Genomic DNA, 21,730 nt, shown 5'->3' with positions numbered 1-21,730 from the left:
TATATAACCATTTAGTTATATATAAGCACGGTGTAATAGAATTGGCAATCATGATAGCCGAATCGATGAAAAATGGACACAAAAAAAAGGAATTCGTGATGAATTCCTTAATGTCGATAGCCGCGAATCCAGGTCGTCATATAAACGAGTGTCGCGATGATCAATGTAGAAGCAAGGGCGTATATTGGATAGGCAGGGAGCGTCTCTTCAAATAACGGATAGAACATGAACGATCCCATAAGGATTGGGACTGAAATGCCGAACGAGACGTAGGCAGCTTTTGTCGCTTTCGCTGTGATGATTTGTTCACGCTCATCGACCTCACTGAACTCTGTCATCCGGACGGACCATTGGGCAAAGCTCAACTGTTTATTCGGCCGGGTATTAAACGAATAGACTGTCCAAACGATGCCAAAAACAACGAGTAAAAGTAGTGGAAGTAGATTAAATTCAACTAAGAATCGGTCAGACTCGATGACTGTTTTCGACATATCAGATAAAAACGAACTGAATAGAAAAGCCATCAGGACATACAGGATGATACTTGAAATAGATTGAATGACGACATGTTTCATTGTGATTCCTCCTCGATTGTGAATATAGATTCGACCGGTTCCTCAAACACCCTTGCGATGTGCATCGCCAGCATGAGCGACGGCGTGTAGCTGCCTTTCTCGAGCGAGATGATCGTCTGTCTCGTCACACCAACTTTTTCGGCCAGGTCACCTTGAGTTAACTGGTGCCGGGCACGCAGTTCTTTCACGCGGTTGATCAATGGCATCGTGCCACCTCATTTCTAGTTTCTACCACTAGTGTAAAACAAACTTTACATAATGTAAAGAGGACTTTACTCATTTGGGGATGATACAATAACGATATAGTCGAAAGGGGAGATGAGGGATGAAGGTGATTAGTGGACAACATCACGTGTCAGCGATGACCGGGGATGCTAAGAAGAACTTGCGATTCTACACGGAAATACTAGGGATGCGGCTCGTCAAAAAGACGATTAACCAGGATGACCCATCGATGTATCACTTGTTCTATGCAGACGAGACGGGTACGCCTGGAACCGATTTGACGTTCTTTGAGTTACCGTTTCTCGGACAGACGTATCGAGGGTCAAGCAGTATTTCTCGGACAGCACTCAGGGTGCCGGATGGAGCGCTCGCGTACTGGCAGGAGCGTTTTGACGCGTTCGATGTATCTTACGGAGAAATCGAGTTGGTTTTAGGAAGGGCGACCCTTTCATTCGAAGATCATGAGGGTCAACGTCTCTGTCTTGTAGAAGGAGGGAGCGGGACACCTTGGAGCAAAGGTCCAGTGCCAACGGACCTCGGCATCTTCGGTCTCGGATTCAGTGAGTGGACGGTACGGCGGATTGACAAGACGGCACGGGTGCTGACAGAAGTGCTTGGCTATCGATATGTAACGACATTTGAACGGGATGGACATGACGTGCGTGTCTTTGAGACGGGCGAGGGTGGTGTGGCAACAGAGATTCATCTCGTCGATCGGCCGGATTTGCCATCGGAACGACCAGGGCGAGGGAGTGTGCATCATGTGGCGATTCGAGTGGAAGAAACAGACGATATGACGAAGTGGATCGAGAAGCTTGACGCACATGGAATCAGCCACTCTGGTCTTATTGACCGTTACTATTTTCAGTCGATTTACTTCCGCGAACCGAGCGGAATCTTAGTGGAACTGGCAACAGATGAACCGGGATTTGCGATGGATGAATCGCTTGAGAGACTCGGAGAGCGATTAGCCTTGCCTCCGTTTCTTGAGTCAAAGCGAGCAGAAATCGAATCAAAACTAAAGTCTTTGTAAGCGGAAAACCCGACGGACCATTTCAGTCCGTCGGGTTTTGTACGCCTAATAACATGGCGAGTTCGTTCGTTCGGTTGACGACGAGATCCGCAATCGTGTAACGATCGAGTACATGAAGAAACGCCAACATGGCTTCATTCAAAACACCTCGTAAATCACAGGCAGGTGCGATGACGCATCGGCCTTCCCCGAAGCATTCCACGAGTTCGAACGGTTCCATCGTCCGAACGACTTCCCCTACATTGATGTCATCCATCGGTCGTGCGAGTCGAAAGCCGCCGCCTCGACCACGCACCGATTCCAAATAACCATGTTTCCCAAGCTCATATACGACCTTCATGACATGGTTTTTGGAGATGTTATATTGGTCTGCCACTTCTTGAATCGTGACGAGCCGATGTGAAAACGTAGCGCTATACATCAACGTTCGCAGTGCGTAGTCACATGTTTGCGTGAGTCTCATCCATCATCACCTCTCGTTTCATTGTACAAGACAATCCAAAAAAGTGCGATTCGAACAAATGTGAAAGGGTGATGGCGAAAATAAGTCAGAAACGTGAAATCTACTTTAAACAAGTATTTAATATATTGCTTTAAAGTGACTTGACTCACATAATGAACGTGTACAAAACAAAAGGGGGAAATTCACATGTTAGATCAACAAACGATTGAGATTGTAAAGGCGACGGCACCAGTTTTGAAAGAAAATGGTGTGACGATCACGAAGCATTTTTATCAACGAATGTTTGAACAAAATCCAGAAGTTCGTCACTTCTTCAACCATACGAACCAAAAGCGAGGACGTCAGCCGGAAGCACTCGCGAACGCGGTCTATGCGGCTGCGCTTCATATCGACCGACTCGAAGCGATTCTTCCTGCCATCCAACCAGCACTTCATAAACATAAAAGTTTGAACATCCGTCCGGAGCATTATCCGATCGTTGGTGAGAACTTGCTTGCGGCGATTCAAGACGTACTCGGTGAAGCTGCAACACCTGACATCATCGATGCATGGGCAAAAGCTTACGGTGTGATTGCCGATGTCTTCATCTCACTCGAGAAAAAAATGTATGATGACGCGCCATGGGTCGGATTCAAACCGTTCGTCATCGAAGAAATCATAGTAGATACACCTGAAGTGAAACGATTCCGTCTCGTCGCGAAAGATGGAGTTATTGGCACAGCCATCCCAGGACAATATGTCTCGGTTCAAGCGCGCATTGCAGGAGAGGACATCCTACATCACCGTCAATATAGTGTCATCGAGACGACAGAAGACGGCTACTGGATTGCGCCGAAAGCGGAGGGACTCGTCTCAAACTGGCTTCATGAGCAGACGGTCGGAACAGAAGTCCCGATGAGCGCACCAGCAGGAGAATTCATCCTTGAAACGTCTAAACGTCCGCTCACACTCATCGCGGGAGGAATCGGGATTACGCCCCTCTTCAACATGGCGAAGACGGCACTCGAACAAGGACGTCCTGTCACGTTATTGCACGCGGTTCGGAGTATGGACCTTCGTCCACTCGGAGACGAACTCGATGAACTCGTGAAGGAAGGGCTTCGTCTGCTCACACATGCAGATGACGTATCGGGTTGCATGAATAAGTCACACCTTGAGGAACTTGATGTGGAAGGGCATGATGTTTATACGTGCGGACCGAATGCGATGATGGAAACGGTCGTTCGCGCTATTCCACAGGCACGATATGAATTTTTCGGGCCGTCTGGAGTTCTTGCGACCAACTAAAAAAGACGACTGGAAAAAGTCGTCTTGATGCACAATATAGGTTATTCCGTGAGTTTACTTGAATGTATGACTTGTTTGTTGGCATCCAATGTTTCAAGTGACCACGAACCATCTGACGGTCGTGATGTTTCAATGACATATGTCATGGTGTAGCTTTCAATTTCGGGATCGTTGACAAGAAAATCTTTTGAGACATCGTCACCGTTTAACCGTAAATAGACGACATCTTCCGGTCGCTCTTTAAGGTGAACACCGATGTACTCCATGTCTTCAACTCGAAGGATGACGAAGTCAAAAGGCTGATTCGGCTCTGTTTGTTTCGTGACAGACCCTAAGTTCCCTGTTTCGACATCAATCTCAGCTAGACCGATGACGGAGCGGTCTTCATTTGTGTAAAAAGAGAGAACGGACTGTTCCCTATTATGAATTTCAAACGTATACCAATTGTTCGTCGTCATATAACGATTCATTTCTTTTTCGGCATTTTCGTATGAGTCACCAGCCTGAATGTTAGTGTAGGTGTAAAGTCCGACACCGACTGCGATGGCTACGATGATGAGACCGGAAACGATTGTGAGTAAGAAGATTCGCTTCGACATGATTGTTCCTCCTGACTTTTATAAATACGAACACCCCATGCTTCGCAAATGCGTGCATGGGGTGTTTGATTAGTACGTCAAGCTCGCGGCGACGATGATCCCGACGACGAGTGATGCGGCGAACAAGCTGAAACCGATGGCCATGTTGCCATTCTCGACTTCTTTTTCTAAATTCACGCCTGGTGTAAGGATGTATTCAAACGTCCAGAATGCCAATACTTGGGCGGCGATACCGACGAGTCCCCAGATGAACGCATCGAGCAAGTTGACGCTGTTCGCCCAGACTGTATAAATGACGATGGCGAGTCCGAGTGCTTTCCCCCAAAGTTTCAACGCGACAGCCATGTTGCCTTCTTTGATTAACTTGCGTTCCGAATATTTGGTCGTTAGTGCGAAGATGATGAGTCCCGCGAGAATGAGACCGAATCCTGTCCCGAGGTGGGCCAGGAAGCTTAAGATTGAATCGAGTGTGATGAATGTCATGAGTTCGTCTCCTTTTGTATAGGTGTGCCAACGGCTAAGTAATAAGATTGGTTGTTCGTGATCATGCTGCCGGCGCGGACGCCGAGTGCGGATGGGTGTCCGTTCAAGCAAAAACATCCGACCATGTAATGTGTCTCCATACGACCTTTGACGGTTGTCGTCATCCGTGTCGGGAGTTCGATGAACTGTTGGTACACGGCCGTTTCTTCCGCATACGTTTGTAATGTTTCCCGGTGAAACGGTTGGCCATCTTTCGTATACAAGATGACGGAGTCCCCTTCACGTCCGAATGCCGGCTTTTTGACATAGTCCGATTCACCGAGAAACGGTGTGTCTTCTAAGTAAGTCGGTAAAAAATATGTTCCGATGATGTCGCGCTCGGCTTGATCGAATAGTGTCTCGGTCTCATACAATTCCCAAATCAGCGCCTGTACGCCTTTCGATTGCATGAGAAACGCAGAGAGGGGATTGAGCAGTGACACGTATTTTTGTTGATCGAGTTCAAGTAACCGAATGCCAATCAAGTCTCCGTCTGGAGCCCGGTCGTCCACAAGGTGCTCAATCGGATATGTTTGGCGATATAAGATGTCAATTCGCTCACCCGATGGTGTGTAGACGCCGTCTTCGTCGACGAGTAAAGTGTGCAACGGTACGAATTCAGACGGTACGTCGAGCGTTTCTTGTAAAAATCGTGCCGTCCACTTGTCTTCGATGTTATCATCATGTGCCGTAAAAACGATTTTCGGTGTGCCTTCTCGTTTGAGTCGATTCCACGCGGCGACGATCGCTTTCCGCAGCTCAATTTTCAGTTGGGGGGTGGCTTCCCTGTTCGGGTCGAGTAGACCAAACTCGGAAGCGACCACGCCGTTCACATCAAACAGCTCCTTAATGAAGGTCGGCGTATCTGCATTGAACTCCATCAACTTGAGTTGATCATCTTTCATGATCCAGTCGTAACGACCGATGATTGTCTCCTGCGGTATCGTCTTCTCCCGTAAGAACGGCAGACTCGCCTCAGGGTAACCAAGCAGTCGGAGCGTTTCGTCAGGTAGGGTGCGTAATAATTGATTCGTCTTCCGAAAAATCGAGTCAACCGCCTCGGTTGCCTCTCGGATAGAGGCAACCTGCGAGGCGGTCATCTCAAAACAATCATATAAGGCATATTCTTCATCGTTTAAATCGGGCCAAAAATAAGGGATTTGACTGTAAAGTTCGTCACGCGTCATCCGCCGAATCCACCTTTAGAGCCACTGCCGAGTCCAGATTTTGACGATCCTGAATTTGAGCCGTTCGATACGGCACCGGTCGCACCACCGTTGGCTTTATACGTCTTATACGACGAAGAGCTCTTCAACGCATTTTTTGAGCGGAACAGGCTACCGAGTAAGAAGTAGCTACCATAGTGCGGAGAGCGGTCGTCGTCACAATAATACGACTCGGTCTCGTCATCCCAGTCCCAATCGTCACATTCGTATCCGGTCGGTTCTTCCGGGAGTGCCGCCTCTTCATATTCATCGCCACCGCACGCGGCAAGGGAAGTGGTCAATACCGCAACGGATAGTCCGCTTAAAATTTTCTTGCTTGTCTTCATGTTGATTCCTCCAATTCATAACCAGTCGGTGTGACGTAGATAACATACACACCACGATCTTCATCTGTTTCTGCTGAATCGCGCTCATATTCTTTACCGGCGACATATAAGTATTGGCTTCCGAGCATGGCGAGTGCATCAAGGTGGCGGTCGACGTAATAGGCTTCGAGTAATGGGTTGTCAAACCGGTCGTCGAGCGTGCGGATTTCGACTTTGATGTCGCTCGTTTCGTGCTTGTCCATCGGTCCCTCTGTATAGCGATCGACATAAATTAAAAAGTATTGATCGCCTTCAAGGGCAGACGAGCGTTGTTTGTAGGTCATGCCGTCTTTGACGAAAAACTCACATTCACGACGAGCTAGCACTTCGTCTAAGCCGAGAGACGTGTAATGGTATAGTGGTTCGAACGATAATTCATTTTTATAGAGACGATACTCTAAGACGATGGAGTTCATAAGTCAGTCCTTCCTTTTTTCTTCTTATACGGAATCACCATCAAAATGGTTTCGTGAATCTTTTTGTGGTTACGTTTAGTATATAAGAGAGAAGGAGGGGGAAACAGTGCATATCTTATTTCGTGTGTGGAAAGGGTTAGCGAAATTATCATTTTTGAATGTCGTCTTAGCTTCGATTGGCATCATTATCTTAGGAACCGTGCTCGGTTATGTTTTAGAACCAGAGACATTCGGATCACTGTTTGATTCGTTCTGGTGGACGATGACGACATTGACGACCGTCGGATACGGGGACTTTTATCCGTCCTCCGTGGCAGGGCGATGGCTCGGGATATTCTTATTCCTATTCGGGATTGGGATTATCGGGGCGTTGATTGGAAAATTGGTTGAAATCGGTACGACGTTTCAACGGCTAAAACGGGAGGGAAGACTAGTGTATCGTGGAGAAGGACATTATGTGTATATCGGGTGGTCCCCGAAGACGAAGAAAGCAATCGATGAAGTACTTAACTACGAACCGAAAGCAGAGATCGTCTTGATTGATCAGTTAGTTGAGGAACCGTACGTGCACGATCAAGTTCACTTCGTATCAGGCGATGCTTCGGATGAAGCGGTATTGCTGCAAGCAAACGTCTTGAAGGCGCGACGCGTCGCGATTTTTGCGGATGCCCGTATCACGGAGACGTTACTCGCCGATGGGAAGTCGTTATTAATCGCGTCAGCGGTCGAGGCACTCTCTTCTGAGTATCAGGTGGACTTGCACACGGTCGTCGAAGTGTGTGAAGAAAGAAATATCTCGAAATTCAAACACGTCCGCGTCGACGATTTTATTTTAGCGAACGACTCGGTCTCCCTCTTGATGGCAAAAGCGACGTTACAACCTGGAACGACAGCAATTTTCCGTCAGTTGTTGAGCAAACAGTCAGGTGGGAACATTCAAGCGTTGAAACCAAAAGTCGAGTGGCAGAATGTTCGACAAGCAAATACAGCGTTACTTGAATCAGGGGTGACACTCATCGCGGTCAATGACCGCTTGGATGTGGCGACGATGCTCGATTTGCCGCTTCAGGAAACAGACATGTTATATGTCGTCTGTCATGACGATGTATTTGAACGATTATCGTAAGGAGTGAAACCATGCATAACGGAACGTTTATCCGAAAGATGACACGTATGCAAAACGTGCAACGGTGGGATGAATATGCCCCCCATTATCATGATAACGCAGCGAGTCATAGCTTTCGTGTCGCGGTCTTTAGCTTGATCGCGGCTTATGTGGAAAAAGAGAACGGACGTGAAGTCGATTTGCTCGATTTACTCGGGAAAGCCATTTTCCACGACATGAATGAAGTCCAGACGGGCCCGATCATGCACCGGACGAAAAAAGAACCGACCTTGATCGGTCACATCGAGCGTATGGAACGAACAGCGAGTCTCGGTCTTGTCGAGCTGCTGTCGCAATCATTACGTCCTCACTTTCATCGTTTCGTGGTGGAAGCGGAAGATGATTCTTTCGAAGGTCGAATCGTGGACGGAATTGATTCGTTCGATGCGATGTTGTTCGTGCGACGAGAAGTCGCGCACGGCTCTCCGCACTTTGATGACAAGCTAGAAGAGATGAAAGCCGCACTCCGACATCATCCGATTGATTCGGTCCGCTGGCTGTTCGACCAGGTCGAGGCAGAAACAGATGTGTTGCGATTCATCGAGAACGTCATGCGGATGGATAGTGTCCGTCGCTGGAAAGGTCGCTTTAACACGATTGACGACAACGATGCGATTCATGGTTTCCGGGCTGCCGCGCTCGGTATGTTCAGTGGGCTCTTAGAGCGTGAGAAGTACGACGTCGATGTCGATGTCGCCGAACTCGTGGCTCGTCTTCTCTGTCACGATTTAGTTGAAGGGGTGACCGGAGACGTGCTCGGTCCAGTCAAACATTCGACGCAAGAGACGGGGGCTGCGTTTGAGGCATACGAGCGAGCGGAAAGTGAACGTCTGCTTGGACTGTTGCCTGAGTATATGCAACCGGCGTTCCGTCGATATATGGCTGACTCGAAAGACGATACGTATGAGGGAATGCTCGTCGACATGATGGACAAGCTTGATGCGCTCATCAAGATGAACATGGAGCGGAAGATGAACGGGGCCGAGTATGAGGTCACGTATCGCGAGCAGCTCCGTAAAGTCCAGATGCGATATGAGAATCCAAGCATGATTTTCTTCCTGGCGTATATCTTGCATGATTTAGACTATGTCACTAGTTAAAACCGTTTATCTTGAAGTCGCATACCTAAAAGGGTGCGGCTTTTTTTATATCATTTATTGACATATATCATTTAACGATATATATTGAGTATAAGAAATATATCATTCAATGATATAGGAGGTGGAAAGATGCCGCGAACGGACTCATTAGAGTTAGGGGAACTGACGGATAGTATGTTTTATATCCTGTTGGCGCTCACGACGCCGCGTCATGGCTATTTAGTCATGCAATTTGTCGAAGAGACCACGCGAGGGCGAATGCAAATTGGTCCGGCTTCGATGTATACGATTATCAAAAAGTTGTTGAACGCCGAACTGATTGAACCGATGGATGGGGACGGAAAGAAAAAGAACTATCGAATCACGAATAAAGGCCGCTCGATTTTAACGGATGATGTGAAGAGACGACAGGCGATGGTCGAAGATGCCTGTGCCATTTTGGATATGGAGGGATCAAGATGAGACAAAAGTATATGTCGAGCTGGGGATTGGCGTTTGCTGAAGAGCGTGAGATGCGGAAACTAGAACGAATGGCGGCCAAGGGATGGCATTTGAAGAAGTTTGCCCCGCTAGGATACACGCTCGTTGAAGGGGAACCGGAAGACGTTCAGTATAGTTTGGACTATCGTACTCGTCCAGACGAAGACTACTTTGACCTGTTTGCGTCGAGCGGGTGGGAACATGTCACATCAACCGGGGATGAGATTCATATTTTCAAAGGAGATCGAGATGCCAAGCCGATTTACTCGGATGTCGAAACAACAGAGGAAAAATATCATGACATGGAGCGTCAGATGGGAAGAGCTGCGCTCATCCTAGGTATTTTATGGATTGCACTCTTTTCGTTGTTTCAGTTTGATTGGCCAACCGTTGTCGAGACAATATTGATTGGGATTCAACTACTCGTGACGATCGGTCTCGTGTTTACAGGACTTCCGTACATCGGCTACCGTTTCAAACGCAAACGAATTAGCCGGGAAGGATGACTAGGCGGATGGCACAAGCCATCCGTCTTTGTTTCGTTCGACTGAACTATTCGAATGAGAAATAGTTAGGGAGAGAGAACTGTTTTTTAGTGTCTATCTATGCAACAAATTAAAAATCATTCACAATAATTAATGCAAGCGCTTTCATTAACTATTTGAGGAGGAATGAAGGATGTTGAAGAAACGACAAGGGATTGCTGTCCTAGCTGGAGTGACATCGATTGCACTGCTTTCGGGGCAACCGGTCGCACAGGCAGCGACCCCACAGAACGGTACGATGATGCAATACTTTGAATGGTATGTTCCAAACGATGGCCAACACTGGAACCGACTCTCGAACGATTCGCAGCACTTAAAAGATATCGGGATCTCGACCGTTTGGATCCCACCAGCGTATAAAGGGACATCACAAAATGATGTTGGATACGGGGCGTATGATCTGTATGACCTTGGAGAATTTAATCAAAAAGGAACGACTCGGACAAAGTATGGAACAAAAGCGCAGCTACAGTCGGCCATCTCCAACTTACGCGGGAAAGGGATTGGCGTATATGGGGATGTCGTCATGAACCATAAAGGCGGAGCGGATTATACCGAATCCGTTCAAGCTGTCGAGGTCAATCCTTCTAACCGGAATCAAGAGACGTCTGGGGAATATGCCATTTCTGCCTGGACTGGATTCAATTTTGCTGGACGGAACAATACATACTCGCCGTTCAAGTGGCGTTGGTATCATTTTGATGGGACCGACTGGGATCAATCACGAAGTCTGAGCCGAATCTACAAATTCAAGAGTACGGGTAAAGCATGGGATAGTGAAGTGTCGGGTGAGAACGGGAACTATGACTACTTGATGTACGCCGATGTCGATTTTGAGCATCCGGAAGTACGTCAGGAGATGAAAAACTGGGGGAAATGGTACGCGGATTCGCTTGGATTGGACGGCTTCCGACTGGATGCGGTGAAGCATATCAATCATTCATACTTAAAGGAATGGGTGACGAGTGTTCGTCAGGCAACCGGAAAAGAGATGTTCACTGTTGCGGAGTATTGGAAGAATGACTTAGGGGCCATCAATGATTACTTGGCCAAGACGGGCTACACTCATTCCGTATTCGATGTACCACTCCATTACAATTTCCAAGCGGCAGGGAATGGTGGCGGTTACTATGACATGCGGAACATTTTAAAAGGTACGGTCGTCGAGCAGCACCCAACACTCGCTGTGACGATTGTCGACAATCATGATTCGCAACCAGGACAGTCACTTGAGTCAACAGTCGCGAATTGGTTCAAACCGCTTGCCTACGCGACCATCATGACACGTGGTCAAGGGTATCCAGCACTATTCTACGGAGATTATTATGGAACGAAAGGGACGACGAACCGTGAAATACCGAATATGTCAGCGTCGCTTCAACCCATTTTGAAAGCGCGTAAAGATTTCGCCTACGGCACACAACATGATTACATCAATCACCAAGACGTCATCGGATGGACACGTGAAGGAGTGACGGACCGTGCGAAGTCTGGTCTTGCAACGATTTTATCGGACGGACCAGGCGGGGCGAAATGGATGTATGTCGGAAAACAGAATGCAGGGGAAGTGTGGAAAGACATGACAGGAAATAACGGACGTCTCGTGACGATCAATGCGGACGGTTGGGGCGAGTTCTTCGTCAACGGTGGCTCGGTTTCCATCTATACGCAACAATGAATCAGTTAGACTTGTCTCTAAAGATAGGGGCGAGTCTTTTTTCTGAATTTTCACCACATAAGTTTTATACGTGATATAATGACCTAGTGTTAATTCTTGATAGGGAATACTTCCGATCCATGAATTCACATTGAACAACGTTGGTTGTTGGTTTTATCTATATTTTTGCGTTGTGACGCTGTTGAATTCAAGGAGGTTGTTATGAGTAAAGAAAAGATTGCCCAATTAAGAAAGCACGTCTCGCCGTTTGAAAAGTCCGATATTCGGATCAGTGTGCGGCAGATGATCAATACGATTTTACCGTTTCTCGTATCGTGGTTTTTAGCGTACCAACTACTAAGTGTCTCGATTTTCCTGACATTGCCGTTCACGTTGATTGCAGCAGGATTTGTCGTGCGGATGTTCATCATCTTCCATGACTGCACACACGGTTCATTCTTTAAAAATAAGAAGGCGAACGCGATTGTCGGAACCATTACAGGGGTCTTGACGTTATTTCCATACGAGAAGTGGAAACGAGAGCATGCGATTCATCATGCATCGAGTGGGAATTTGGATAAACGGGGTGTCGGCGACATCTGGGTCATGACGATTGAGGAGTATATCGAAGCGTCAAAATGGACTCGTCTAAAGTATCGCCTATATCGTCATCCGCTCGTTATGTTCGGTCTCGGACCACTTTGGCTTATTCTCGTCACGAGTCGTTTCAACCGAAAGGACGCGCGGAAAAAAGAACGACAAAATACGTATCTCATCAATATTTCTCTCGTCGTCCTATATAGCGCGCTCATCTATCTGATCGGTTGGCAAGCGTTCTTGATTGTACAAGGAACGACGATGTTCATCGCCGGTGTGCTCGGAATTTGGTTGTTCTATGTTCAGCATACGTTCGAAGATTCCTATTTTGAAGATGAGCAGGAATGGGATTATGTAAAGGCGGCCATCGAAGGAAGCTCGTATTACGAGTTGCCGAAAGTGCTTCAATGGGTGACGGGTAATATCGGATTCCATCATGTCCACCATCTGAGTCCACGCGTGCCGAACTACCATCTAGAAAAAGCACATACGTCGACACCGCCGTTACAACGGGCGACGACAATCGGACTGTTTTCAAGTTTGAAATCGTTACGCTACAAATTGTATGATGCGAACAACAAAACATTCGTCACGTTCCGAGAAGTGCGCCATCTGTTGCGCCGAGCGAACGCGGCATAAAAAAAGATTGTCCCTGATCAAAAGGGACAATCTTTTTAGCGTTTCCAGACCCATTCATCACTCTCGTACTTCTTGACGAGCAAATCGATTTCGGCTTGCTGTTCTTTCGTGAAGACAAGCGGTTCGAACGTCAACAAGAAAGCGTCCTTGAAGCCGGTCTCGAATGCGGCCGCTACTTCGTCAAAGGAAACGAAACGCTTTAACGTGTCGTTCAAGGCGACGGCTTTTTCGCTGAAGCGGGTTTTGGCTTCGTGTTTCTCCGTCTCATCCATCGCGAAACAGTCAAACAACACCTCATCATCGACGGAGAGAGGAATCGAACCATGTTGAAGCACGGCCCCTTGGTGGCGCACTTGTGCGCTACCCGCAATCTTCTTCCCGTCAACAGTAAGCTCATAGTATGAAGCAGCATCGAAGCAGACGGCCGATTTTGGTTTGCGGAGCGCTTCGCGATCCTCTTCCGTCAATGGCACCGAAAATTCGGCGGGGACGCCGAGTTCGTGATATCCGCGACGAACCCCTTCCGTGAGTAGGCGATAGCTCTCGATGATATTCGTCGGGAGGGCAGGGGTCGATTCGGGCAAGATGACGCTATACGTCAACTCATCCGCATGCAACACGGCACGTCCCCCTGTTAAGCGACGAACGACCGGAATATTGTTCGCTTTGAGGGCGTCCCGATCCAAGTCACGCGTCGCTCGCTGGAAACGTCCGACGCTGATTGCATGAGGTGCCCATGAATAAAAACGAAGCGTCGGTTTGAGTTCTCCCTTTGCGACCCAATTGGCGATGGCTTCATCAATCGCCATATTTTTAGCCGGTGAAGTCGATTCAGTTCTAAGTAAGTGCCACGTCGTACCAGTCATAATCTCTCTTCTTTCTGTTAGTCGATTGGCAACATCGTGTGGCGACGCGCCTTGTGTACTTGTTCATCCGCGTGGTATGACGAACGGACGAGTGGACCTGCCTCACAATGTGAGAATCCTTTTGATAGAGCAATCTCTTTCAACTCGGCGAACTCGTCCGGATGGTAGTAACGTTCCACCTCGAGGTGTTTCTTCGTCGGCTGCAAGTATTGACCGAGCGTTAAGATGTCGACGTTGTGCGCGCGGAGGTCATCCATCGCTTCAATCAATTCCTCTTTCGTCTCCCCAAGCCCAACCATGATCGATGACTTCGTCGGGATATCCGGGTTCAATTCTTTCGAACGCTTCAAGAACTCGAGCGTGCGGTCATATGTTGCTTTCGCACGGACTCTCGGTGTGAGGCGACGGACTGTCTCTAAGTTATGGTTCATGATGTCAGGACCCGCATCGATCAACGTCTGCAAGGCAGAGAAGTCACCCATCATGTCTGACGGGAGCACCTCAATCGATGTCTCCGGGTTCATGGCGCGAACCGCGCGAACCGTTTCTGCGAAGACAGTAGCCCCGTAATCGTTCAAGTCGTCACGCGCGACAGCCGTGATGACGACGTGTTTCAAGTTCATAAGTCGAACCGATTCGGCGACACGCTTTGGCTCTTCCCAATCGAGCTCGTTCGGTTTCCCAGTCGTGACGGCACAAAAACGGCAAGCACGTGTACAGATACTTCCAAGAATCATGAAGGTCGCGGTCCGACGTACCGCCCAACATTCATGAATGTTCGGACATTTCGCTTCCTCACATACCGTATGTAAATTTTTCTCGCGCATCATCTTCTTTAGGCCGGTATACGTATCATTCGTGTTTAATTTAATCTTTAACCATTCCGGCTTACGTTTCAGTTCCCCTCTTGCCACAATAATTTCCCCCTTTTTGAAAGTTAACCTGTATCGAATTGAGTTTACCAAAAAACGAATCAAAAACGAACCACAGAAATTATTGGTTTTGCCAATACAGTTCACTGTGTATCAAAACAGAAACATTGTTTCAAAATGGTTACGCTTTCACTTGAACAATTGTTTCTAAAAAGTGGAGTTGCTATACTGTTGTTGACCACCTGAATAAGGACCAAATGTAACTGATGCGATCAGGCATGGGGTGAACGAGCGTTGATGAGGCAACGCTTCTTCCTCCATGCCTTTTCGTTTGGGGGTCAGCCAAATTTGACTAAGGGGAGTGGGAACATGAACAAGGCACTGAATTGGACGGCAACACTCGGATTGACGACGGCATTGCTCGTCTCGTCGGTTCCAGCAGCAGACGCGGTCGTGGCGGAAGGGACGCCGACGATGTCGATTGACCAGCGCGTCAACACGAAGCTAGAGTCGATGACGCTCGAACAAAAAATCGGGCAGATGATCATGCCGGACTTCCGATTATGGAACGGGGCGAACCATACATCTCTTGCACCGGAAGTGGCGCGTGTCATCGATCGTTTCGATCTCGGTGGAGTGATATTGTTTGCGGAGAACGTGAAGGAAACGGAACAGACGACGAAACTCGTTCATGATTTGCAAGAAGTCGTGAAACAAGATGCCAGCAATGATGTCCCGTTATTCGTCACGATCGACCAAGAAGGTGGGATTGTGACACGACTTGGGACGGGAACGAATTTACCGGGGAATATGGCACTCGGGGCCACACGTAACAGTCAATATGCCTATGATGCAGGGAAAATCATCGGTTCTGAATTGAACGCACTCGGGGTAAACGTGAACTTCGGACCGGTACTTGACGTCAACAACAATCCGGGGAATCCGGTCATCGGCGTCCGTTCGTTCTCGAGCGACCCTGAACTAGTCGGGGAACTCGGTTCCGCGATGACACAAGGTATTCAAGACCAAGGTGTTGCAGCAACGGCGAAACATTTCCCAGGTCATGGCGATACGGCCGTCGACTCGCATTATGGGTTACCGGTTGTCGATAAATCACTCGACGAGTTGCGTGGTCTCGAGTTGTTACCGTTCAAACGTGCCATCACAGAAGGAATCGACATGATCATGACGGCGCATATCGGGATGCCACAAATCGAGGACGAGGTCGTCGAATCAGAACGCGGCACGTTCCCACTCCCGGCGACGCTTTCGGATGATGTCATCACGGGAGTGCTTCGTGAGGAACTTGGATATGAAGGAATAGTGGTGACCGACGCACTCAACATGCAAGCCATCGCAGACAATTTTACGGAAGCAGAGGCGGTCATCAAGACGTTCGAAGCAGGGGTCGACATCGCGCTCATGCCGACGATTTTACGCTCGGAAGCAGATGTGATCAAACTCGAAGCAATCTTTGAGGAAGTCATTGCGGCAGTGAAGGATGGACGTTTATCGGAGGCGACCATCGATGAATCAGTGGAACGCATTTTAAAACTGAAAGCAGAGCGTGGAATTTGGGGAGAAACGACGGACTCCACGACGCTCGAGATGAAGCTCGCAGAAGCGAATGCGACGGTAGGGAGCGCTGAGCATAAAGCGAAGGAACGTGAAATCGCGGAGGCGGCAGTCACTCTCGTGAAGAACGAGAAGAAGACGCTCCCATTCAAACCGAAAAAAGGAGACACGGTGCTCGTCTTGTCGCCAGCGAAAGACCAAACGGATAGCATGGTGAAAACAATCAAGTCACTAGAAAAGAATGCAGGGAATATGAAAGACGTGAACGTCATCACGGCCAACTACTCAGCATCAACGCCGCATCTAGATCAAAATCCGGCACTACGGCAACAAGTTGAGGCGGCTGACTATATCATCGTCGGTTCGAACGTGAACAACAGCGCGAAATTAAAACCGACATCAGCTGATCATTATGTACCGGCCGAAGTGTTCCGTTATGCAAATGAGACAGGGAAACAATCGGTTTTACTCAGTTTGCGCAACCCATACGACATTGCCGTTCAACCGGATGCCCCCGCACATCTCTTAATCTATGGATTCAAAGGCGATCCGAACGGTCCAGATTCGGAGGCGGGCAACTTGAAGTCGGCTGGTCCGAACTTACCGGCAGGCATTCGTGCCATCTTCGGTGAAGTGAAGCCACAAGGGAAGTTGCCGGTAGATGTACCGAAATTTGTGGACGGTGTATTCCAAGACGAAAATTACGCGCAGTTCGGTGATGGATTTAAAAACTGGAATCGCTAAACGAAAATGAGCTCGCCCGAAAATCGGGAGAGCTCATTTTTTCATGCCTCGAAATAGGCGATGACGAGTAGACCGGGACCGGTGTGGGCACCGATGGCAGACCCGACCAGTGTCTTCGTGATGTGCTTCGGTTCGAGATGTTCGCGGACCATCTTCTCGAACTGTTCGGCTTTTTCTAGGTCGTCACCATGACCGATGAAGAGGTCTCCGTTCTCGACGATCGACTTCGATTCGACTGTCCATTCGACCATCCGGCGCATGACCTTTTTATGACCACGCACCTTTTCAATCGGGACGAGCTTGCCGTCCTCGACCGTCAATAACGGTAAAATCGTCAACAAGTCTCCGATGAAAGCACTCGCCTTCGAGACACGTCCGCCCCGCATCAAATATTCGAGCGAATCGACCGTGAACAAGTGGCGGACTTTGCCGACGAGCGAAGTGGCATACTCGACCGTTTCTTCATACGTATGGTCTTGACTATACGCTGCGACCGTTTTGACGAACAATGCCTGTCCGACAGAGGCGGTCCGTGTATCGAGAACCGTGAATGTACTGTCTAGATATTCCTCTTTCAACATTTCGCCGACCATGACAGCGGTTTGGTATGTACCGGAGAGTTCTCCGGAGAAAGCGAGATATAAGAACGGGATTCCAGCCTCGAGATGCTGACGGAAGCAGTGTTCGATTCGTGACGCCTCGATTTGGAACGTCTTTGGCGTCTTGCCATGCCGCATCGCTTCGTATACTTCTTTTGGTTGAATCGTCTCACCGTCTAAAAATTCTTCGTTGTCGATGATGACACCGAGCGGTAAAATCTCAAGACCGTATTCGATGATTTGATCGTGTGTCAAATCGGCCCCGGTGTCTGTGATCAGTTTAAACATTGGATGAATCACTCCTCTGTTAGTTGTTGTTCAATGTCGCGTAACGGTTCATTCCGTTTCCACATGCGTTCGAGCTGACTTGAGAACATTGTTTGCTCGTCTGCCGTCAGTGTCGCGTTTTGGAGCGAACTGACAGTGGAAAGAACGCGGTAGGCTCGAGTGAGGACATCTTGCACGGTAAGCGGGATTCCAAGCAAGTCTTCAAGCGAAGCCATCGTTTCCGGTACAATGGTAGGGTACGTGAACTTTGTCACTTCTCCTTGAATGGCAAGGTTGTAAAAGTCACGGATGATTTCAGCACGTGCGCTCCCGCTCTGTCTTACGCTCAAGTAAATTTGAACGGCGACACCGCCACGGACGCGTCGTTGCGAAATCCCAGCGAACTTTTTGCCGTCGATCGACAAGTCGAAACTTCCAGGACAGTATGAGCCGACGACTTCACCTGGGACGATGTCATTCGTGACGTCTTGGAACATGTGTTGGATGAGCGAGGTCATAGCCTCATAGCCGCTGTCGATTTGAATCCCGTCCTTCTCTGGTAAAATTAAAGAAAGGTTGAGGACGTCATCGTCTAGCACCACGGCTAAACCGCCTGAGTTTCGGACGACGGGACGGAATCCATGTTCATGTAAGTAACGAATTCCCTCTTTCAAATGAGGCAGCCGAGCATCCTGGATTCCGAGTACAATCGTATCGGTGTGCACCCATGCCCGCAAGACGGCACCTCGTTCTTGCGTTGACGCACATAACGTATCATCGGTCGCAAACGATTGTTCCGCTTGAAACATCGTGCCAAGACTCGACTGATCGATGATGCGATAGCTCGGTTGTCGTAATAATGGATGGATCATATTCATTAATTCCTTTTCACAAAAAATTTTCCTCCTCATTATAGCATGGAGGGAACGATTCGTTTGAAGTCGAATCTAGAACATAACGAAACGTAGGAGGGCATGTCATGTACTCGTCTCGAGGACAACTATCTGGATCGAAAGTATTTAAGGATCCGGTACATCGATATATTTATGTTTACGATCACCTCATTTGGGAGTTGATCAATACGAAAGAATTTCAGCGTTTGCGTCGTATCAAACAACTTGGAACGTCTTTTTTGACATTTCATGGCGCGGAGCACACGCGATTTCATCACTCGCTCGGCGTATATGAAATCGCACGCCAGTTAATCGATCAGTTCCAACAGTATCCGGAATGGGACGACCGCGACCGTGAACTACTGTTGGCAGCAGCGCTCTTGCACGATGTCGGACACGGTCCATTCTCGCACGCGTTCGAGCACGTCTTTTCCGTTCGTCATGAAGTGTGGACGGAGCGCATCATTTTAGGGGAAACCGAAGTAAATAGGGTTTTATCTGAGATGGGTGTCGGGTTTGCCGAAGAAGTGGCCTCCATCATCAATAAGACGCATCCGAATCGCTTGATTGTCAATATGCTCAGCTCACAGCTTGATGTCGACCGGATGGACTATTTGTTACGCGACGCTCACTTTGCGGGTGTCAGTTATGGAAAGTTTGATTTAGAACGCATGTTGCGCGTCTTGCGTCCGGATGAAGACCAAGTCGTGGTCAAGCAGTCTGGGATGCATACGATTGAAGACTATATTATGCGTCGCTATCAAATGTATTGGCAAGTGTACCTTCATCCGGCGACACGGTCGAGCGATCTCCTCTTGAAAGCGATTCTTGAGCGGGCACAGGAGCTCTATGAGAGTGGCTATGAGTTTAACATGACGCCGAAACACTTTTTGCCGATCTTTGAACGCACCGGTATGTCACTCGAACAATATTTGAAATTGGATGAGACGGTCGTCTACTTCTATTTCCAAGAATGGATGGAAGAAGACGACGCGATTCTAGCCGATTTGGCGAGTCGATTCGTGAATCGCCGATTATTAAAATATAAGAACTTCCCGGAAGCGAATCGTGTCCGTTATATGGAGCGCTTGCGACAGACGATGGAGACGATCGGGCTTCCACCAACATACTATCTGCTTGAAGATCAATTGAGTCAATTGCCATACGATTTATATAAAGGACAAGGCAAATACGAGGGGATTTATCTACAGATGAATGACGGGGAGCGAAAAGAGATTTCAGAGGTCTCGATGCTCGTCCAGTCGATTTTGAACTCGAGACAATCGGATGAAAAAATTTATTATCCGGAAGATGTGTTGTTGAATTTAAAAGATTATGCGAATGAAAAATCGTGGATTTTATCGACATTGAAGGACGATTAAACACGCAAAGGGGCGTGACACGATGGAGATTGCGACACTGATTGGTGGAATCGGGATTTTTTTACTCGGGATGACGTTACTGACAGATACGCTCAAAAAATGGGCTGGTACACGATTGCGTCATCGGTTGAATCAATTCACCGACGGCTCTTTGTCAGGGGCGACTCTCGGCGCAATGCTGACGACCCTGTTTCAATCTTCCTCGGTGACGACACTGATGACGATTGGGTTTGTGAGCGCGGGGCTTCTCACGTTCACGCAATCGTTACCTCTCGTAATTGGCGCAAACGTAGGCAGCGCGACGACGGGATGGATCATTGCCATCCTCGGCTATAACTTAGACGTGCGCCAGTTGTTTTTGCCGATCATTGGAATCGGGATGGCGTTTCGTCTATCCAGTCCGCGCCTTCGCCGTGTGGGACTGTTGCTCGTCAGTATCGGGTTGATCTTTGTTGGGATTGGGACACTTCAAGAAGCGATGCGGGATGTCGTCACGTTCTCGTTTGGCTCGGCCGGTGAGATGACCGTTCTGCATCAGGCACTTCTGATTGGAATCGGATTTATGATGACCGCCGTCCTTCAGTCATCGACGATTGGACTCGTGCTAACGATGACGGCTCTCGCGACGGCGGCGATTTCACTCCCGCAAGCCGCTTATTTGGTGCTTGGTCAAAGTGCGGGGACGAGCCTCGTCGTGGCACTCGGTTCAATCGGAGGCTGGAAGTCAGCCCGACGCATTGTATTAGGGCATGCCATCTACCACGTGTCAATCGTCCTCATTGGATGGCTGACGTTCCCTGTTCTCTTCGAGGTCGTCAATCGAGTAGCCGATTGGTTCAACTGGAACGACTTATTACGTCTCGCCTTATTCCATACGACATTCCATCTACTAGGTGTGATCTTATTCCTACCATTTTATCAAAAGTTCGCACGGCGATTACTGAAGTGGATTCCGAGTCGCTCCGAAAAATTGACACATCTGCTCGATAAAAACATGTCACAACTCCCTACGGTCGCTCTTGAAGCGGCACGACGCTCTTTACTTGAAATCGAACGATATTTAGGAAATGAGACGGAATTGCTTGTCCGAGAGGGACGTCTTCGTGAAGATGAATTGACGCTCGTCGACAAGACGTTGAGCGATGTCCGTGTCTTTTTGAGCACGATACGTCTTGAAGATGAAGGAAAGCAAAATGATTATGGCCAACATCTATCCCTCTTGCATACGATCGATCATCTGGAACGCTGGTTATATGTCTTGCGAGAAGTCGAACCGGTCCACGCACTTCGGGACACCGACTTTTTAGCGGCACGAGAACTCGTATTGCATGAGCTTGACCTTGTGAATCAACTGAATCATCATACGCCACCAGAGGATTCGAAGCTGTGGAAACAGGCCTCAAAGCAACTGGCGGAATATCGAAAAGCACATCGCTCGGAGCTGCTAGAAGAAACGGCGGCGAATCAGTTGGAGATGGACCAGACGATACAAAAAGTACAAGTATTGCTCTGGCTCGACCGTATCGGCTACCACATCTGGCGAGCGACACGTCACTTGATTAAGCCGACCGTACCGAGTGAACGGTTCGACGTGAACCGAGAAGACTAGAACAAAAAACGGACTCCATATCAGGAGTC

Annotated in this window: 23 protein-coding genes; 11 read left to right on the top strand and 12 right to left on the bottom strand. The window is 48.4% G+C overall.

The window, feature by feature from the left end; translation table 11 throughout:
• Positions 1-107: 107 nt before the first annotated feature.
• Positions 108-575, bottom strand: coding sequence for a hypothetical protein (locus tag Q9R25_RS09465; RefSeq protein WP_012727466.1), 468 nt, complete (start codon positions 573-575; stop codon positions 108-110).
• A complete protein-coding gene (locus Q9R25_RS09460) occupies positions 572-781 on the bottom strand; it encodes a helix-turn-helix transcriptional regulator (protein WP_012727465.1) in 210 nt (69 codons plus the stop codon). Before Q9R25_RS09460 ends, Q9R25_RS09465 begins: the two co-directional genes overlap by 4 nt.
• A 119-nt stretch (positions 782-900) precedes the next feature.
• On the opposite strand from Q9R25_RS09460, the gene Q9R25_RS09455 reads away from it, so the two are divergent.
• Positions 901-1,833: a ring-cleaving dioxygenase gene (locus tag Q9R25_RS09455; RefSeq protein WP_311283078.1), complete on the top strand. Its 933-nt coding sequence runs from the start codon at positions 901-903 to the stop codon at positions 1,831-1,833.
• Positions 1,834-1,855: 22 nt separating this feature from the next.
• Here Q9R25_RS09455 and Q9R25_RS09450 read toward each other — a convergent pair whose 3' ends face one another.
• Positions 1,856-2,296 carry an RrF2 family transcriptional regulator gene (locus Q9R25_RS09450; protein WP_012727463.1) on the bottom strand — a complete coding sequence of 147 codons (441 nt, stop codon included), beginning with the start codon at positions 2,294-2,296 and terminating at the stop codon, positions 1,856-1,858.
• A 186-nt stretch (positions 2,297-2,482) separates the two neighbouring features.
• Here Q9R25_RS09450 and Q9R25_RS09445 point away from each other — a divergent pair, with 186 nt between their 5' ends.
• Complete coding sequence (locus Q9R25_RS09445; RefSeq protein ID WP_311283077.1) at positions 2,483-3,583, top strand: globin domain-containing protein; 1,101 nt, start codon at positions 2,483-2,485, stop codon at positions 3,581-3,583.
• A 41-nt stretch (positions 3,584-3,624) separates the two neighbouring features.
• On the opposite strand, the gene Q9R25_RS09440 is transcribed toward Q9R25_RS09445, so the two are convergent.
• The 5 genes from Q9R25_RS09440 to Q9R25_RS09420 form a co-directional block, all read right to left on the bottom strand.
• A complete protein-coding gene (locus tag Q9R25_RS09440; protein WP_311283076.1) occupies positions 3,625-4,182 on the bottom strand; it encodes a hypothetical protein in 558 nt (185 codons plus the stop codon).
• Between the two features lie 69 nt (positions 4,183-4,251).
• The gene (locus tag Q9R25_RS09435; RefSeq protein WP_012727460.1) at positions 4,252-4,665 is read right to left on the bottom strand and encodes a DUF350 domain-containing protein; all 414 of its coding nucleotides are present in this window, start codon (positions 4,663-4,665) and stop codon (positions 4,252-4,254) included.
• Complete coding sequence (locus tag Q9R25_RS09430; RefSeq protein WP_214690410.1) at positions 4,662-5,891, bottom strand: glutathionylspermidine synthase family protein; 1,230 nt, start codon at positions 5,889-5,891, stop codon at positions 4,662-4,664. Before Q9R25_RS09430 ends, Q9R25_RS09435 begins: the two co-directional genes overlap by 4 nt.
• Positions 5,888-6,256: a hypothetical protein gene (locus Q9R25_RS09425; protein WP_012727458.1), complete on the bottom strand. Its 369-nt coding sequence runs from the start codon at positions 6,254-6,256 to the stop codon at positions 5,888-5,890. Before Q9R25_RS09425 ends, Q9R25_RS09430 begins: the two co-directional genes overlap by 4 nt.
• The gene (locus tag Q9R25_RS09420) at positions 6,253-6,711 is read right to left on the bottom strand and encodes a hypothetical protein (protein WP_012727457.1); all 459 of its coding nucleotides are present in this window, start codon (positions 6,709-6,711) and stop codon (positions 6,253-6,255) included. The genes Q9R25_RS09425 and Q9R25_RS09420 overlap by 4 nt, the downstream gene beginning before the upstream one ends.
• A gap of 106 nt (positions 6,712-6,817) precedes the next feature.
• Between Q9R25_RS09420 and Q9R25_RS09415 the strand changes: the two genes are divergently transcribed.
• The 6 genes from Q9R25_RS09415 (at position 6,818) to desA (ending at position 12,894) form a co-directional block, all read left to right on the top strand.
• Positions 6,818-7,837: an ion channel gene (locus Q9R25_RS09415; RefSeq protein ID WP_215243612.1), complete on the top strand. Its 1,020-nt coding sequence runs from the start codon at positions 6,818-6,820 to the stop codon at positions 7,835-7,837.
• A gap of 11 nt (positions 7,838-7,848) precedes the next feature.
• Complete coding sequence (locus Q9R25_RS09410) at positions 7,849-8,976, top strand: YfbR-like 5'-deoxynucleotidase (protein ID WP_078147724.1); 1,128 nt, start codon at positions 7,849-7,851, stop codon at positions 8,974-8,976.
• Positions 8,977-9,105: 129 nt separating this feature from the next.
• Positions 9,106-9,438 carry a PadR family transcriptional regulator gene (locus Q9R25_RS09405; protein WP_012727454.1) on the top strand — a complete coding sequence of 111 codons (333 nt, stop codon included), beginning with the start codon at positions 9,106-9,108 and terminating at the stop codon, positions 9,436-9,438.
• Complete coding sequence (locus tag Q9R25_RS09400; RefSeq protein ID WP_196431312.1) at positions 9,435-9,962, top strand: DUF2812 domain-containing protein; 528 nt, start codon at positions 9,435-9,437, stop codon at positions 9,960-9,962. Before Q9R25_RS09405 ends, Q9R25_RS09400 begins: the two co-directional genes overlap by 4 nt.
• A 175-nt stretch (positions 9,963-10,137) precedes the next feature.
• Positions 10,138-11,679 (top strand): alpha-amylase, encoded by a 1,542-nt coding sequence (gene amyS, locus Q9R25_RS09395; protein ID WP_380081281.1) that lies wholly within the window; start codon positions 10,138-10,140, stop codon positions 11,677-11,679.
• 201 nt (positions 11,680-11,880) lie between these two features.
• Positions 11,881-12,894: a Delta(5) desaturase DesA gene (gene desA, locus Q9R25_RS09390; protein ID WP_074035599.1), complete on the top strand. Its 1,014-nt coding sequence runs from the start codon at positions 11,881-11,883 to the stop codon at positions 12,892-12,894.
• Positions 12,895-12,929: 35 nt separating this feature from the next.
• Here desA and Q9R25_RS09385 read toward each other — a convergent pair whose 3' ends face one another.
• Complete coding sequence (locus Q9R25_RS09385; protein ID WP_215243614.1) at positions 12,930-13,760, bottom strand: lipoate--protein ligase family protein; 831 nt, start codon at positions 13,758-13,760, stop codon at positions 12,930-12,932.
• Between the two features lie 17 nt (positions 13,761-13,777).
• Positions 13,778-14,713: a lipoyl synthase gene (gene lipA / locus Q9R25_RS09380; RefSeq protein ID WP_324292278.1), complete on the bottom strand. Its 936-nt coding sequence runs from the start codon at positions 14,711-14,713 to the stop codon at positions 13,778-13,780.
• A 288-nt stretch (positions 14,714-15,001) separates the two neighbouring features.
• On the opposite strand from lipA, the gene Q9R25_RS09375 reads away from it, so the two are divergent.
• Entirely contained in the window at positions 15,002-16,951 is a 1,950-nt protein-coding gene (locus Q9R25_RS09375) for a glycoside hydrolase family 3 protein (RefSeq protein ID WP_214690413.1), read from the top strand.
• Positions 16,952-16,992: 41 nt separating this feature from the next.
• On the opposite strand, the gene Q9R25_RS09370 is transcribed toward Q9R25_RS09375, so the two are convergent.
• Positions 16,993-17,838 (bottom strand): DegV family protein, encoded by an 846-nt coding sequence (locus Q9R25_RS09370; RefSeq protein ID WP_311283075.1) that lies wholly within the window; start codon positions 17,836-17,838, stop codon positions 16,993-16,995.
• An 8-nt stretch (positions 17,839-17,846) separates the two neighbouring features.
• Positions 17,847-18,695: a lipoate--protein ligase family protein gene (locus Q9R25_RS09365; RefSeq protein WP_159563020.1), complete on the bottom strand. Its 849-nt coding sequence runs from the start codon at positions 18,693-18,695 to the stop codon at positions 17,847-17,849.
• A gap of 101 nt (positions 18,696-18,796) precedes the next feature.
• Between Q9R25_RS09365 and Q9R25_RS09360 the strand changes: the two genes are divergently transcribed.
• Together Q9R25_RS09360 and Q9R25_RS09355 are read left to right on the top strand one after the other, a co-directional pair.
• Positions 18,797-20,092 (top strand): HD domain-containing protein, encoded by a 1,296-nt coding sequence (locus tag Q9R25_RS09360; protein ID WP_159563019.1) that lies wholly within the window; start codon positions 18,797-18,799, stop codon positions 20,090-20,092.
• A 22-nt stretch (positions 20,093-20,114) separates the two neighbouring features.
• On the top strand, positions 20,115-21,701 hold the full coding sequence (locus Q9R25_RS09355; RefSeq protein WP_311283074.1) for a Na/Pi cotransporter family protein: 1,587 nt from the start codon (positions 20,115-20,117) through the stop codon (positions 21,699-21,701).
• Positions 21,702-21,730 lie beyond the last annotated feature (29 nt).

The organism is Exiguobacterium sp. BG5(2022) (genome assembly GCF_031844365.1).
Taxonomy (GTDB): domain Bacteria; phylum Bacillota; class Bacilli; order Exiguobacteriales; family Exiguobacteriaceae; genus Exiguobacterium; species Exiguobacterium profundum.
This window is presented reverse-complemented; position numbering and strand designations above follow the sequence as displayed.